Source organism: Microcoleus sp. PH2017_12_PCY_D_A, assembly GCF_020738565.1.
In the GTDB taxonomy this organism is placed as follows: Bacteria; Cyanobacteriota; Cyanobacteriia; order Cyanobacteriales; family Microcoleaceae; genus Microcoleus.
On record NZ_JAEQCI010000067.1, the window covers coordinates 16369 to 31605 of the forward strand.

10 protein-coding genes and 1 pseudogene are annotated in these 15237 nt (G+C 46.9%); 7 read left to right on the plus strand and 4 right to left on the minus strand.

Annotation, left to right across the window (positions count from 1 at the left end):
• The first annotated feature begins 194 nt into the window (after positions 1 to 194).
• Positions 195 to 431: a hypothetical protein gene (locus JGK39_RS19945; protein WP_293249061.1), complete on the plus strand. Its 237-nt coding sequence runs from the start codon at positions 195 to 197 to the stop codon at positions 429 to 431.
• Positions 432 to 766: 335 nt separating this feature from the next.
• On the opposite strand, the gene JGK39_RS19950 is transcribed toward JGK39_RS19945, so the two are convergent.
• From JGK39_RS19950 to JGK39_RS19965, 4 genes are all read right to left on the minus strand, one after another.
• A complete protein-coding gene (locus JGK39_RS19950; RefSeq protein ID WP_293249064.1) occupies positions 767 to 3589 on the minus strand; it encodes a PAS domain S-box protein in 2823 nt (940 codons plus the stop codon).
• Positions 3590 to 4203: 614 nt separating this feature from the next.
• Positions 4204 to 6195: a hypothetical protein gene (locus tag JGK39_RS19955; protein WP_293249067.1), complete on the minus strand. Its 1992-nt coding sequence runs from the start codon at positions 6193 to 6195 to the stop codon at positions 4204 to 4206.
• Between the two features lie 63 nt (positions 6196 to 6258).
• Entirely contained in the window at positions 6259 to 7002 is a 744-nt protein-coding gene (locus JGK39_RS19960; protein ID WP_293249070.1) for a hypothetical protein, read from the minus strand.
• Positions 7003 to 7211: 209 nt separating this feature from the next.
• The gene (locus JGK39_RS19965) at positions 7212 to 7346 is read right to left on the minus strand and encodes a hypothetical protein (RefSeq protein WP_293297217.1); all 135 of its coding nucleotides are present in this window, start codon (positions 7344 to 7346) and stop codon (positions 7212 to 7214) included.
• A gap of 377 nt (positions 7347 to 7723) precedes the next feature.
• Here JGK39_RS19965 and JGK39_RS19970 point away from each other — a divergent pair, with 377 nt between their 5' ends.
• The 6 genes and pseudogenes from JGK39_RS19970 to JGK39_RS19995 all read left to right on the plus strand — a co-directional run bounded on the left by JGK39_RS19970 (position 7724) and on the right by JGK39_RS19995 (position 14943).
• Positions 7724 to 8449 (plus strand): DUF502 domain-containing protein, encoded by a 726-nt coding sequence (locus JGK39_RS19970; RefSeq protein WP_293249076.1) that lies wholly within the window; start codon positions 7724 to 7726, stop codon positions 8447 to 8449.
• A 290-nt stretch (positions 8450 to 8739) separates the two neighbouring features.
• Positions 8740 to 9372 (plus strand): transcription antitermination factor NusB, encoded by a 633-nt coding sequence (gene nusB / locus JGK39_RS19975; RefSeq protein WP_293249079.1) that lies wholly within the window; start codon positions 8740 to 8742, stop codon positions 9370 to 9372.
• A 214-nt stretch (positions 9373 to 9586) separates the two neighbouring features.
• Positions 9587 to 11296, plus strand: coding sequence for a signal recognition particle-docking protein FtsY (ftsY, locus tag JGK39_RS19980; protein WP_293249082.1), 1710 nt, complete (start codon positions 9587 to 9589; stop codon positions 11294 to 11296).
• Between the two features lie 586 nt (positions 11297 to 11882).
• Positions 11883 to 13013: pseudogene (locus JGK39_RS19985) on the plus strand (transposase); the annotation flags it as partial.
• Between the two features lie 213 nt (positions 13014 to 13226).
• Entirely contained in the window at positions 13227 to 14714 is a 1488-nt protein-coding gene (locus JGK39_RS19990; protein ID WP_293249208.1) for a PP2C family protein-serine/threonine phosphatase, read from the plus strand.
• On the plus strand, positions 14704 to 14943 hold the full coding sequence (locus JGK39_RS19995; RefSeq protein ID WP_293174963.1) for a hypothetical protein: 240 nt from the start codon (positions 14704 to 14706) through the stop codon (positions 14941 to 14943). Before JGK39_RS19990 ends, JGK39_RS19995 begins: the two co-directional genes overlap by 11 nt.
• Positions 14944 to 15237 lie beyond the last annotated feature (294 nt).

Consider the following 15237-nt stretch of genomic DNA (forward strand, 5'->3'; position numbering starts at 1 on the left):
TTCAGTCCGCAGCATAAAGCGGACTGAAGTCCGCGCTACGAACCTTACAGGCGCGATCGTTAGTTGTGTAAAGTTTGGTAAAAAAGCTGCGGGATTTGCATAAAAAAGAACAAGTTGCGCCGATAGCTCAAATAGAGAGGCCCGCGTCAAGCGTGGCGAGATAGCTTGTCAACTTGTATCTCAACCCATCTAATATGTCACGAGAACCAGATAGCACGGAAACTTCAATCAATAGTCTATTTGCCAAAATCGAGAGCTTGCTGGTGCAGACTTGGCAAGAAACAGGCCACGGATGCCTAACTATTGAGAGCGAAAAAATTAGTCCCAAAAAAATCAAAGTAATTATTCGAGGCTCTACCCACTATCGTTATGTTATTAGCCCTGAAGGCATAAACGAGTGGGTTTCAAAGCAAATTGCCGAAGGGGATTGAGGGATTAACGGTTGGGTTAACGTCATTGGTCATTGGTCATTGGTCATTGGGGATAGGGCCTAGGGCCTAGGTCATCGGGCAAACAGGGCAAACAGGGCAAACAGGGCAAACAGGGCATAGGTCAAACAGGGCAAACAGCGCATTGCTCATTGGTCATTGGTAATTGGTCGTTATATATAGCGGTTCGATCGCGTAGTGAGGTATGCCCACCCAGGCCTAGGGCCTAGGCCCTAGGCCAGTCGTAGCTCATCTTTCTGAGACTCGGCTATAATGTGCGATCGCTCCTATCCAAGAAAACTGATTTTTAGTGAGGATTTCCATCCTCGCCGAGTCAATCAAAAATCGATCGCCCGCGCCGCCAAACTTGCCACCACCGCCACCAACTCACCAGCATCGAGAGGCTTGGGCACGTGAATTTGAAAACCCTGCCGCAGCGCCCGCACCCGTTCCTCTACTCTACCGTAAGTTGTGAAAGCCACCGCCGGAATTTCCCTGTGGGCCATTCGCTCCCGCACTTGGGGCAGGAGAGACTCTCCATCAGCGGTTTCTATCCCGAGATCGATCGCCAACACATCCGGATTCAGCCTAGAAATCGCTTCCAAGGCTTCCATTCCCGAGACTGCCGTCTCCACCTCGGCCCCGCAATCTTCGAACACTGTCCGCGCAAAATCCAGGGAATCCCCGTCGCCATCAACCACCAACACCCGCACTCCCGAAAGGTTGCTGCTGACAAAAGACTCATTCATCAGGGATCTGGCCGGGGTTTCTCGAACCACAAACTCCCCAGCCCCGGCAACAGAAAATCCGCCGTCGCCCTCTTGCTGTTTAATTGGCAATCTCACGAAAAAGCTCGCTCCTTGTCCTTGGCCAGCCGATTCTACTTGCACCGTCCCCCCGTGCATTTCCACAAAATGGCGCACTAGAGCCAAACCCAAACCCAATCCGTTGTACGATCGCGTTGCAGAGCTGTCAGCTTGGCTGAAGCGCTCGAAAACGTGCGGCAAAAACTCTGCCCGAATCCCTTGTCCCGTATCGCTGACTTCAATTTCCACACTAGGCGGCGACAAATTTTCACCACAGGCGGATTGTCCGGGGATACTCGTCCTCTCCACCTTGTGCAGCCCCACCCTCACTTGTCCTCCGTCAGGAGTAAACTTAATCGCATTCGACAGCAAATTCCACACCACCTGCTGCAAGCGGCCGGAATCGCCAAAAATCCGCCCCGCAGAGGAGTCGAAATCCGTCACAATTTCAATATTTTTTGCCCCAATCGCCGGGGCGAGAGTTTCTATTGCACCTTCAACAGTCGAAATCAAATCTACCCACCGCAAATTCAGCGACAGTTGGCCAGTCATAATCTGCGACACGTCCAACAAATCTTCAATTAGCGTCCCCAGCGATCGCGTATTGCGGTCGATCGTTTCCAGAGCCTTAACAGTCGTTTTTTCATCAAACTTGCGGTAGCGCAACAGTTGCGCCCATCCCAGCATCGCATTCAACGGCGTCCGCAATTCGTGGGACAAAGTTCCCAAAAACTCGTCTTTAATCCGGTTCGCCCGCGCCAATTCCTCAGCTCGATCGTGCAGTTCTTTTTCCAACTCCTTGCGAACCGTCAAATCCAGAATAAAAGCCACTGATTCTTGCCGCTTTTCCCCCAACAAAATATACCCCACCAACACCGGAATCCGGCTGCCATCGGGCCGAATGTATTCCTTTTCGTAGGGAGTACAAACGCCCTCGGCCTTTGCCTCTGCGATGCCGATTTCGTCCAGCCGCAGGTACTCCGGCGGTGTAATGTCAATCCAGCGGAGTTCCCCGCGCTGCAACTGTTCCCGCGTGTAGCCAACCAGGCGCAAAAATTCGTCGTTAGCCTCACTGATACCCCCGTCAACATCGCCAAATAGAATCCCGATCAAGTTAGATTCTGCCAACATTCTCAGCTTTTCTTGACTGGCTTTGAGTGCTGCTTCTGCTTGTTTGCTATCGCTCACATCTTGGATGTAAGCCGACAAACCAGAATCGGAAGGATAAAAACGCACTTCCAGCCACTTGTTCAATAAAGGTACAAATTCTTCATACTCGACGGTTACCTTTTCGGCTAATGCTTGAGTTGCCATTTCGTAACACTGTAAATCGACAACCTTGGGAAAAATATCCCGAATATTTTTCCCAATTAGTTCGACTTGTGACTTACCTAAAAGCTCCATAGCTTTGTGATTAATATAGGTGTAGTTCCAGTTCAAATCGAAGGCGACAAAAGCGTCGGTAATGCTTTCTAGAATGTTAGTAATTCGAGCGTTTGCTGATAGTAATGCTTGAGCTGTTTCTTCTGCTTGCTTGCGAGCTGCTTGTTCGCGGGACAAAGCCATAACGCGTTCTTCTTCTGCCAGTTGGCGATCGCTAATATCGATGCAAGAACCGATGTAACCGGCAAAAGTGCGATCGGGTCTGTACAGGGGTACCCCCGTACTCACAACCCAGCGGTATTCCCCGTCATAGCGCCTCAAGCGGTACTCGATCCGGTACTCGCTGCGGGCATCGAAGGCCCTCCGGTAAACATCCATATATTTTGGCAAGTCGTCAGGGTGCAAGCTTTCCATCCAACCGATGCCGATTTCTTGCGCCAAAGTTTTACCGGTAAACTCCAACCAAACTTTGTTAAAGTAATCGCCAAGTCGATCGATATCCGACATCCAAATCATCACCGGCGCGGTATCTGCCATCATCCGAAACCTGGCTTCGCTTTCTTGACGCTGTGCTTGAGCTGCTTTGCGAGCGAGTCTTTCTTTAACTTCCCGCAGGGCCCGCTCGATCGACGGCACCAACCGCGTCAAACGCCGTTTGAGAACGTAGTCTGTAGCGCCACTTTTCAAAGTCTCAATTGCCACTTCCTCGCCCAAAGTAGCCGACACAAAAATAAACGGAACTCCCGGACAAGTAGCGCGGGCTATTTCCAGCGCTGCTATCCCGTTAAAACAAGGCAGCATATAATCTGCCAATATAATATCAACACACTGTTTTTCCAGCGCTACGGCAAAATCTTCCCGAGTTTCCACGCACAGCAGAGAAAAGTCGAGACCGCCATCCATGAGATATGCCTCAATCAGCTCGGCATCTAGGGGACTGTCCTCTACTAAGAGGATATTGAGCGTTTTCACAAAAATTCCTTAATATATTTTACAGAAAAATGCAATCAAAAATCCTTGAATACTTCCATTATTTACCTAATTTCCTTTGCCATTCTAAAGAAAAGATAAAAAATGCTCAGCTTACTGCTGGAACCTCTGCGCCAGGAAAGCGACTGCATCCTGAGTTCCGATCGCAAAACAACTATCTTTCTGAGTTTTGAACACAGAATAACCCGATTTCTACGCAAAATCTCTGATATTAGTTTAAAAAAATAATGCAACTTTAGGCAACCTGCAAACCCATACAGAATAACTCATGACCCATCTCAAATCTCTAATTTCAAATCCTGCGATCGATCGACCTTAACCCAGAAACCGGGTTTTTGACTCAAATACGGTTCTGACCATTTTATAGCAACTGCCTGAACATACGCATCTATCCCAAGATAGATCTTTGGAAACTCGCTTTAATTCATAAACCCAGTTTCTTCAAAAAATTGTTTTTTGACCGCAATAGACAATTTAAATGCGTTTGTTCTTGATGCACACAAACTAGGTTTTTACGAAACATACTGAATTACACACCACCTTAGCAACGAATGTATTTGCCGTCAATATTTATCAACAAAAAAAACAATTAGACACTAAGCCACCGACACAATACTAGCTCGTTCGTAAGGCAATTTGTTAGTCGGCAAAACCTCGATACTAATTTCCAGCGAATCCAAACCTGGATTTTGTGCCAGCAGCTTTTGCGTCAAATTTTTATTCAAAATTTCCCAGAAATCCGTTTCATTTGGATAATTAACCAAAAAATCGTCTATGCTTTTGTAAATCGGCACAAAGTCGGGATATTCAGCCTGCGTAATTCCTGGCTTGTACTGATACTTAACATCAATGTTCAGGTTATTCAAACCCTGGTGAGCGATCGAATAATTAGGAATCTTGAAATCCCAGGCTTCCCCTAATTTACCATTTGTAGTGCGAGTAACGGTACTGCTGCGATCGTAAGGCAATCGATTCGTCGGCAAAACATCCAAATCAACCGTCACCGAAGAAATTGCTGGATTTTCGGCAAGCACTTTTTCTGTCAAATTTTTGTTAACAATTTCCCAAAAATCCGTTTCGTTAGGATAGTTAACTAAAAAATTGTCAATGCTCTTGTAAATCGGCACATAATCGGGATACTGATAATTTTGAATGCCCTCTTTGTACTGATAATTTACATCAAGATTCAGGTTATTTAACCCTTGATGGTTAATTGGGTAGTTTGCCGCTGTAAAATTCCACTTCTCGGTCAGTTTAGCATCGGAAGGCAAGAAAGTAATTCCTACTGGGCGCTTGAGATTGCTGTTGGGAGGGACAAAAATAGAACTGTTACTCGACAAAGGATTGCTCGATATTGGCAGCGGTTCGTCAGTCTTGCCATTATACCGCAAAACCGCGCCAACATTGTTAGCATTGGCGCGGTTATCAAAGCCAACTGCAAACAAATTGCCGATCGGCGAAAATGCCAAACCACCTACATAATTGCTACTGGGGGAAGTATCAGTATAATTGGTAGATAAAACCTTGACCAACTCCCCACTTTTTAAATTGTAGCGCCTGATATCGTTAGCAAAATCGCTCACATAAAGGTCGCCGTCAGCGGGCCCGATTGCCATGCCCAAAAGACTCACAAATCCCTGACTCCGAGGCGAAGGATCGGGGGAAGCAAAGATACTTGACTGCCCGGTTTGCGGGTTGTAAAGCAGCACCTGACTGGGCAAACCTGGGCTAAAATCAGCTTTGCCATCGCGAGCAACACTCCCCTGCGTTGTCACGTACAAATTGCCGTCAGGAGCAAACAGTAAATTGTTCGGCCCATTCAATCCTCCCGCTTGCTGATTACCCGTTGCAAATACATCAATAAATTGTCCTGTTTTGCCGTTGTATCGAAGGATTTTTTTAGTCAAAAAACTGCTGACATAAAAATTACCGTCAGGGCCAAAAGCTAAACCGTAAGGACGAGACAATCCGCCAGTTTCATCAACATTTGTGTTCGGATTGTCGCCGACAAACTTGTCAATAAATGCGCCCGTAACTCCGTCATACCGCAATAGGGCAGATGCTGTCGGTTGTCCCGAATTTCCGGGCTTGTCACCGCTGGCAATGTAAATCTCCGGCTTACCGTCTCCGTTGACATCTGGGCCAAAAAGAATTGTATCTGGACTAGACAAACCGCCGCTTCCCGCTGGAATCAATTCGCCTAGAAGATTGCCCGTATTGCCGTCAAATCCCAGGACATTATTGCCTCTGGTATTGCCCACTAGGAAAGTTCCTTGAGGATTGCTGGGTTGAGTGCGAGTAACTTTGCTGGTGCGGCTGTAGGGTAATGTTTGGCTTGGCAAAACGTTCAAGTCGATCTTAATTGCTGCCAAGGCGGGATTTTCGTTGAGGATATTTTGAGTCAATTTTTTATTGACAATTTCCCAGAAATCTGTCTCATTGGGATATTTGGTTAAAAAGTTATCAATGCTCTTGTAAATTGACAGGGAATCGGGATATTCGCTTGCGGAAATTCCGGTTTTGTACTGGTAATCAACATCAAGATTTATCTTGTTCAATCCTTGGTGATTAATTGCGTAGTCTTTCAAGGAAAAGTTGCCATTTTATTTAAGTTGACCGGCACGACTGCGGAAAACTGTAGTTGCTCGTTCCTAGGGCAATCTGTTCGTTGGCAAAACTTCGAGTTGGATGGTAACATCGGTCAGTGCGGGATTTTCGTCTAGCACTTTTTGACTCAGATTTTTGTTAATATTTTCCCAGGTGTCAGTTTCGTTGGGGTAGTTAATTAGGAAGTTATCAATACTTTTGTAGATTGGCACAAAATCGGGATATTCATTTTTGGTAATTCCGGGTTTTAAGTCGTAACCAATTTTGATGTTGAGGGTGTTTAAACCTTGGTGGTCGATGGTATAATCTTTGAAATTGAAAGCCCATTTTTCTGAAGGTAATAGCGCAGCAGTTCGGGATTGCGATCGCTCTGGAGCGCTACCAGCATCACCCACAGCAAAATCCATCCCTGTAAGTTCGTCTCTCTGAATTTGAGTGGAGATATCGGTTTGGGATGTTAGACTGCGATCGAATTTAAGATTGTCGTCTGGTGAGTGCGGGAGCCGGAAGTTGGTGATTTGGTCAAAAATGTCGTTAGCGAAGCCCTCGTAGAGGATCGCACTACCAGTGGCACCGGCAACCAAATCGGATGTTTGAGTTAAATCGGATCTGGTATAAAATAAAACATTAGTATCGGCGACTGCCATTGGGTTCAATCGATTTAGGCGATCCTCTACGAGGGCTTCGCTAACGAACTTACTGCCAAATAAGTCTGGTATTTCTCCTGAAACACCCGCAATATTTCCCTGAAGAGGTTTTGCTTCAAACAGTCCGGCTGTATTCAACATAAGCTATTATTGGCGAGATTCCCGCGATCGCAGATAAATGTGCCTATATTTTACGGTTTTTCAAAGAATAGTCAATCGATTTGAGATTTGAGATTGGAGATTTACTTGCAGAATTGAATTTGGGATTATGAACTTTGGTGTAATTTTTTTGACTTTCCAATCAGGAGTCTACGTGGCACGATATCCATTTTTTAGCGGAGTCAAATAGTTTAAGAAGTAGTTTGCATTTGAGAAACATTTAATCTAAAGTCTCTCACCTTTCTCGATCGCAGTTCTGTCAAGTTCTCAAAAAATAGATTGTCCGATGGGAGTGGGTGCGATCGCGGTACAATCGCCACTGGCATTGTTCTAGCCCGCCCCATGCTAAAAATTTATCAATTGTGGAAGCAGCCCAAAAGCCCTCTACAGGAAACACCCCGACTCCCGCCACCTCAACACAGCGATCTGATTGGTTGATTCCGAGCTAAAATGTCTTAAAATATACAATAGCGTAAGCTGTTGCACAGCCCGCATATATTAAAATCAGGCGCTTTGCCTGCAATAATTCTTTAAAATATAGGTACAGCACCGCCGATCCCTAACTCTTCCGCGCTCGGCAAGCGTAGGGTTTGGCAGCAGAGAAGACGATCCAAAATGGTCAATTCCAGTAAAGCCCGTGCAGTTGCTTTATTCTCAGGTTTATCAGGTGATTGCAACCAGTTACGAGGAGATTTGAACCGCCGTGCTCCAACGCATCAAACAAGACTTAAAAAATGACCTGATCGCAGGTCTGCTGGTAGTGATACCTTTAGCTACCACCATCTGGCTGACAATTACCGTCGCCAGTTGGGTAATCAATTTTCTTACCAAAATTCCCAAGCAAATTAATCCTTTTGACGGACTCCATCCGATTTTGGTCAACGTGCTAAATCTGTTAGTAGGGCTGGCTGTACCCCTGCTGAGCATTTTAGTCATCGGTTTAATGGCCCGCAACATCTTCGGGAAGTGGCTGCTAGACTTTGGCGAACGCCTGTTACAGGCAATTCCCCTAGCGGGTTCGGTTTACAAAACCCTGAAACAACTGCTGGGAACTATCCTCAAGTCTAATGACAAATTTCGCCGCGTGGTGTTGGTAGAGTATCCCCGGCGGGGAATCTGGACTTTGGCGTTTGTGACGGGTACGATCGAGAGTAACGACATTCCGTCTCATCTTTCCGGCGAAAGCCCGATCGGGATTTTCATCCCCACCACTCCCAACCCCACCACTGGATGGTACGCTATAGTCCCGGAAGCAGATGTAGTCAATTTGTCAATGTCGATCGAAGATGCCTTTAAAGTCATCATCTCCGGCGGCATCGTCAACCCCAGCAACTCAATGGCAGTCACCGCCGACAACCCCCCAGGGAAAACACTCGAACCCTTGAGATCCGAATCAAGATACCAGCCTGTACCAGTCGAAGAAGATTGAACCAAGATAGGATCTACGGTTCAAACCGTGCCTATAAAAACCTAATTTCAACCGCGCCCGTCTTCAACCCACGCACCATCTGGGTTTTGTTTGACTTTCTGGCGGTTTCAACCGCCGACTTTTATCGAATCACAGATAATATTTGTCCAAAACCTGCCCAAAAACAATCGTTACTGAGGGCAGATTTTTTGGGAGTTTTTCTGCTAAAGTCCAAGTCTGTGCTCTCAAAGGGCGCTTAGCAATCTCAACAATTCCGAAATTTCTAAAGTCCCAATTTCTATCTAAAAAATATGAAAAAAGCACGCGAAACCTCACGCGAACTCGCACTCCTCGGCATCAGCCAACTGCCGGCGAATCCAGAACTCTTAGAAGCCAAGAAACTCCAAGATGTTCTCCTCGCCGCCATCCGCACCCTGACAACAGAAGTTCAAGAATCCCTAGAAGCAGCAGCCTCCGAAGTCCAGCGGGGTAGCGACAAACTGCTGGCTAGCGAAATCCGCGCCGCTGATATACAAAGTGCTAGAGCAATGGTGCGCGAAGCACTCGAACTCACCCAAACCGCCATCAACCGTCTCGGTTCATCGATGGAGTTTCCAGAACTGATCCAGCTAGCCAACCAGCAAGATGTCCGCACCTATGCTTTGCAAATCCTGACGAAAGTCAGCGCCAACCGGGTTCAAATTGACGAATTGGTCTCGGAAGCCCTGGTAGACTGGCAAATCGATCGCCTGCCCAGGATCGATCGAGATATCATGAGAATCGCGATCGCCGAAATCCTCTATCTCGGCTTACCCGAACAAGTCAGCGTCAACGAAGCTGTCCAACTGGCAAAACGCTACAGCGGCGACGAAGGACATCGTTTCATCAACGGAGTCCTCCGCCGAGTCGTCGATAAAATCAATGCAGAAGTTGTGAGTCAGTAGTCAGTAGTCATTAGTCAGTAGTCATTAGTCAGTAGTCATTAGTCATTAGCGATCGACTCTAAACTAAGGACTGATGACTAATGACTAATAACTCTTCTCTATAGTCATCAGTTATTGGTCATTCGCGATCGGCGATCGGCAATCCGCAATCCGCTCTACACTAAGGACTGATGACTAATGACTAACAACTATTCTCTATTCCCCATTTACTTCTATGGTTTTTAATTGGTTTCGTCGCCAGTACAGCGAAAGCGGATCTTCTGAACCAGAAACTCCCCCCGAACAGCCCCAAGATGAGGCGGCAAAATCCGCATCGGTTGAGCCTCAAACAGATGCAGCAGTTGAGGAAACTTCCCCCGCTGTAGCTGAGGATTATCTCAATTGGGCCAAAGCTGCTTACAAAAATATTCAAAAACAACAACAAGCTGAAACAGAAGTTGCCGAGACAGCAGCGGCTGAAGTTCCAGCAGCCGAAACAACAGTTGCAGAAGTTGCAGAAATTGCAGAACCTGCAACTGTTGCAGAAGTTCCAGGGGTTGCAGCACCACCGCAGGATGAAGCTACCGATGGTCAAGAACTAGGTGCAGCAAAACCAGTAGAGATTCCCGAACCTCTGCAACCAACAGCCGAGGCGATCGCGCCTCAACCTGTTACTCAAAAATTAGAAGTTACAGCAGAAAATATAGAAATTGCCGAACCTGCAACTGAGCTTGCAGACACCGAATCGATCGCATCTGAAGACTCTACAGCCGAAGCCCTGCCGTTTTGGGCCCGAGCTCAAGCCGATCGCATGGATCGCATCGAACGCCTCAAAGAAACCGCCCTTGAGGAACCAGAAGTCATCGCAGCGGCTGCCGAAAGAGCCGCAATAATCGAAGAAATTCCCGGTTTTGCCTTTGACGAAGGCTTCCTCTGGTCATCCGAAATCCTAGCCAGTCAAGGGCGCCGGCCCGATCGAGTATCCGTCGAGGAAATCACTTGGCTGCAAAAACTGCGTAAAGGGTTAGAAAGAACTCGCCGCAGCTTAATTAATCGACTAAAGGCGATCGTCGGTCAAGGCCCGCTCAATCAAGACGCCGTAGCCGAAATCGAGACTTTGCTCCTACAAGCCGATGTCGGAGTCGCCGCCACCGACATCATTATCAACCGCCTCCAAGAAAGACTCGCAAAAGAAGTCTTGCCGCCAGAACAGGCTCTAGCCTTCCTCAAAAGCATCCTGCGCGACATTCTCGACGCTCCGACAGCCGAAACCGCCGCCGGCAATCCCGCCTACAGCCTGACTTTTGCCCCGGAAAAAGACACTTTCAATATTTGGTTGATTGTAGGAGTTAACGGTGCGGGCAAAACTACGACGATCGGCAAACTAGCCCACATCGCCCAAATATCAGGCTACAAAACCCTGATAGCCGCCGCCGACACTTTCCGCGCCGCCGCCGTCGAACAAGTCAAAGTTTGGGGCTCCCGCAGCGGTGTCGAAATTATTGCCAACCCTGGGAAAAATACCGATCCGGCTGCTGTAGTGTTTGATGCGATCGCCGCCGCCAGCGCCCGAGGCACAGAATTGTTGATCGTAGACACCGCAGGCCGCCTGCAAAACAAAAAAAATCTGATGGACGAATTAAGTAAAATCCGTCGCATAGTAGATAAAAAAGCCCCCGGCGCTACCGTAGAATCTCTACTGGTCTTGGATGCTACGCTGGGTCAAAATGGTTTGCGACAGGCAGAAGTGTTCGCAGAATCTGCCAAATTAAGCGGAGTAGTATTGACAAAACTTGACGGTTCTGCTAAAGGTGGTGTTGCCCTAGCAGTAGTGCAGCAGCTAGGTCTGCCCATCCGGTTTATTGGAGTGGGGGAAAGCATCGAAGATTTGCGCCCGTTTTCTAGTTACGAATTTGTCGAAGCCCTGCTCGATTTTAGATTTTAGATTTTAGATTTTAGATTGATGGGGTATCTCTAGCCGTCCCGATTTTTGGAGGCGGACACAGATCTTCAAAATCTCAAATTATTAACCTCAAACTACCATCGCAGGACTTGTGCCGATCGCCACCTGACGGTCTGTGGAAAACTAAATATCTAGAAACAATACTTTCGCCCTGTTGTTGCACAGGTTGGGTTCAAAGCGCGATCGATTTGTGTCAACTTAAGCTCTCATGTAGTAACGGTCTACTTCTCTGAGGCTTAGGCCCGCCGATCCCCCCTAGCCCCCCTTGAAAAGGGGGGGACCCGAAAGGGTCAAAGTCCCCCCACTATCCGGGGGATTTAGGGCGATCGAGCCTAGGCTACAAACGAGATTTCTTCAGGATTTCAGGCTTAAATTCACACCAATGACCTACTGCCCAAACTACTTGCTCGAAAAAAAACCGGATTTCTGTTCGTGTGGTGCGTAATTCCTCACTCAATCATCAAAAAAAATGGGTAGAAACCCCGTCCTTCGCTCGACGGCTTTACAAAAGTTGTTGGCATTAACGACAATTTCGCTGTTAAATAGGGTTTTTCGCGAAACTCAATGTATGTACTCAACTCAGAAAAACCAATTACGCGATCTGAGCAAAGCTGAATTCTTGGCTTTGAGAGAGTTGTGCAGACCGAGTAAAAATCTCTATAACGTAGGTCTTTACACCGTCCGCCAATACTTTTTTGAGGAACGCAAGCACTTCTACGAATCTGTTTACCATCTGTGCAAAGACAATGAGAACTATCAACTTCTCAATACAGACATTGCACAGCAAACATTGAAGGTAGTAGATCGAACTTTTCAAAGTTTCTACGGATTGATTGGGGCTATTAAATCGGGAGTATATCAACAGAAAGTGAGACTTCCTCACTACTTGCCCAAAGATGGCTACTTCCTGTTGATAATTCCTCGGATTAAGGTCAAAAATGGAAAATTTAAAGTACCCATGTCTCATGCTTTTAAGAAGCAATTTGGCGCCTTGGTACTTGATTTCCCTGAAAGACTGAATCCCGAAACAATCAAAGAAGTTCGGATTCACCCTAAATACGATGCTCGATTTTTTGAAATTGAATACATCTCTCAAAGCGAGAGCGAGCCAGTAGAAACTGTTGAAAATAGTGCTTTGGCTATCGATTTGGGATTGGATAACTTGGCAACTTGTGTTGATACCAATGGGGCATCCTTTATTGTGGATGGGCGAAGACTTAAATCTATCAACCAGTGGTTTAACAAGGAAAATGCTAGGTTGCAATCGATTAAAGATAGGCAGAAGATCGTGGGCTCCACGTCGGGGATGCCCCAACGGCTTACCGAACGTCAGGCTAGACTGTATATCAATCGAAACAATCAAGTTAGGGATTACCTGAATAAGGCTGCTAGATGGATCGTCAACCACTGCATCAGCAATAAGATCGCTTGTTTGATTGTTGGGTTTGACCCCGGTATCAAGCAAGAGATTAATATGGGTAGTCGCAACAATCAAAACTTTGTTCAAATTCCTTTTCACGCGCCCTCGAACAAGCTCAAATCTCTCTGCGAGCGATACGGGTTGATTTACAAGGAACAGGAGGAAAGTTACACGTCTAAATCTAGTTACTTGGATGGTGATGATTTGCCAGTTTACAATGCCGACAAGCCAGTCGCCTACCAATTTTCTGGCAAGCGAATTAAGCGTGGATTGTATCGGAGTAAAGAGGGACATTTAATTAATGCCGACGCACAAGGTGCGGCAAATATTGGTCGAAAAAGTAAGCAGAATGGTTTTACCGGACTGTCTAGAGGCTGCGAGAGCCCAGCCGTTGCGAATCAAGCTCTGTTAGGCTTTATTTCTCAAGAATCCCCGTGCGTTCGCGCCCGGGAGTGTCAATCTCCTTTTAAGATCGAAAATCACCAATCTAAAATGACTGCTGTGCCCTTGCCTCGCCCCTCACCTCAACCTGCTGACCGCCCTACGGGTCGCAATTCTACCGACGCGACGCCAGTATTTGCCCTCAAAGAACTGGTGGCGCGCTTGCACCGATACCAGCACAACGTTCAAGATATGTTGGGCTCGCTGGGATTTGCCCTCCGCAGTTTTAACAATCTCAACCAATTTTTGGAGTTGGTGCCTTTGGTGGCAACTCGCGTTACCGACGCCGACGGGGGAGCTCTGGTGCTCTTCAAACCTAACGGTCAAGTTCGGTTCCAGCAGTTGCACTGTCAGGAAGGACGGCAGTGCCAAGATATGCGAAAAGCGCTGGAAATAGCCACCAGGCAAGCTACAGCAGGTGCGGGCGCGGCTGGTGAATCTTTTTCTGAAACCTCTGGGCAAACTTCTAGTCTCGACTTGCAAGTCGGCCGTTATTTGGGCCCGGATGTTCATTTGTTTGGCGCGCCAGTTTTAGTCAAGAATTTGGAACGCGGACGGCTGTTTGTTTTTAGCAGCGATCCACAATATCTTTGGACTCCCGGCAGGCAGAAATTAGTTCGGTTGGTGGCCGATCAAACCGCCGTGGCAATCTGCAAAGACGAACTGACTGTGAAGTTGGCTGAAAAAGAACGCCTGGACAGAGAGTTAGAAATTGGGGCGGAAATTCAATTGCGGCTGCAACCCCGCAGTTGTCCCACAATTCCCGGTCTTGATGTGGCGGCCCGCTGTCAAACTGCTAGCAGGGTCGGCGGTGATTATTATGATTTTATTCCCGCTGACTATGACCCGATCGGCAAGGAGAATGAGGGGGAACACCCCCCATCCCTGATTAAAAATCTCAAGTCCAAAATCGACAAGGGTCGCTGGAGCATCGTCATTGGCGATGTGATGGGCAAAGGAGTACCTGCTGGCCTGTTGATGACGATGACGCGGGGTATGCTGCGGGCGGAGGTTTTGAACCGCCATTCGCCTGCGAGAATTTTGCAACATTTAAACCGGGTAATGCACGCGGATTTGGAGAATTCTCACCGTTTTGTGACTCTGTTTTATTCGGAGTACGATCCGAAAACTCGCATTCTGTCTTACAGTAATGCTGCTCACCACCCGCCTTTGCTGTGGCAAGCTGCAACTAATTCGATCGTTCGGCTCGATACTTTGGAGGGAATGTTGATTGGCCTGGATGCTGATTCGCACTACCAAGAAGCCCACGTGCAATTGCAGCCCGGTGATACTATTATTTATTACACCGACGGATTTACTGATGCTGCTAATCAAAGGGGCGATCGCTTTGATGAGGATAATTTAACCGCAGCTTTTCAGTTGGCTTGTCAAAATTATCAGCAGTCTGAGGAAATTCTGGATTATTTGTTCGATCGAGTGCAGCAGTTTATCGGCATCGGCAACCGCAATGAAGATGACATGACACTGGTTGTACTTAGGGTAACACCGACCACAGGAGAAAATCACCATGATAGTTAATTTAATGCCGGAAATTATTACTGGATTTACCAGCTCGATTCATTGGCATGACGCCGTTCATTTGTTAGTTGTGAAATCTCATTTGAGTTCGCCTGTGATTTTGGGTCAAAGCTATGAGATTTTTACGAATTTTCAGAAAGCTTGGAACAATTTTGTTTCGACAGGTCAAATAGGAGCTTTTTTTATAGGTATTTTCATTGGCTGGTTCATTAAAGGGATTATTCCTTAGAGTTCTTGTCTAACAGGTCATCAGGAAGGGATTGCAAAGGTTCGGAGTCAGAACTTCAGTCCTTTCTGATGCAGAATAATTTTAATAATTTTGTAGTCTAGAATTCAGTCTTTTAGTGTCAATACAGCTATAAAAAGTTTGTAGTAATTACCTTAGTCCTTTCTTGCCGAATTTGGGAGGAAGGACTTGCCTTATTTACTACGAACCGGAGGACTAAAGTCCTTACTACGAACCGGAGGACTAAAGTCCTTACTACGAACCGGAGGACTAAAGTCCTTACTACGAACCGGAGGA

Bases quoted from the DNA above. Each gene is read 5' to 3' on its own strand.
- JGK39_RS19945 (WP_293249061.1), top strand. From the start codon at position 195: ATGTCACGAGAACCAGATAGCACGGAAACTTCAATCAATAGTCTATTT.
- JGK39_RS19960 (WP_293249070.1), bottom strand. From the start codon at position 7,002: ATGTTGAATACAGCCGGACTGTTTGAAGCAAAACCTCTTCAGGGAAAT.
- JGK39_RS19965 (WP_293297217.1), bottom strand. From the start codon at position 7,346: ATGCCAGTGGCGATTGTACCGCGATCGCACCCACTCCCATCGGACAAT.
- nusB (WP_293249079.1), top strand. From the start codon at position 8,740: ATGAAAAAAGCACGCGAAACCTCACGCGAACTCGCACTCCTCGGCATC.
- ftsY (WP_293249082.1), top strand. From the start codon at position 9,587: ATGGTTTTTAATTGGTTTCGTCGCCAGTACAGCGAAAGCGGATCTTCT.
- JGK39_RS19990 (WP_293249208.1), top strand. From the start codon at position 13,227: ATGACTGCTGTGCCCTTGCCTCGCCCCTCACCTCAACCTGCTGACCGC.
- JGK39_RS19995 (WP_293174963.1), top strand. From the start codon at position 14,704: ATGATAGTTAATTTAATGCCGGAAATTATTACTGGATTTACCAGCTCG.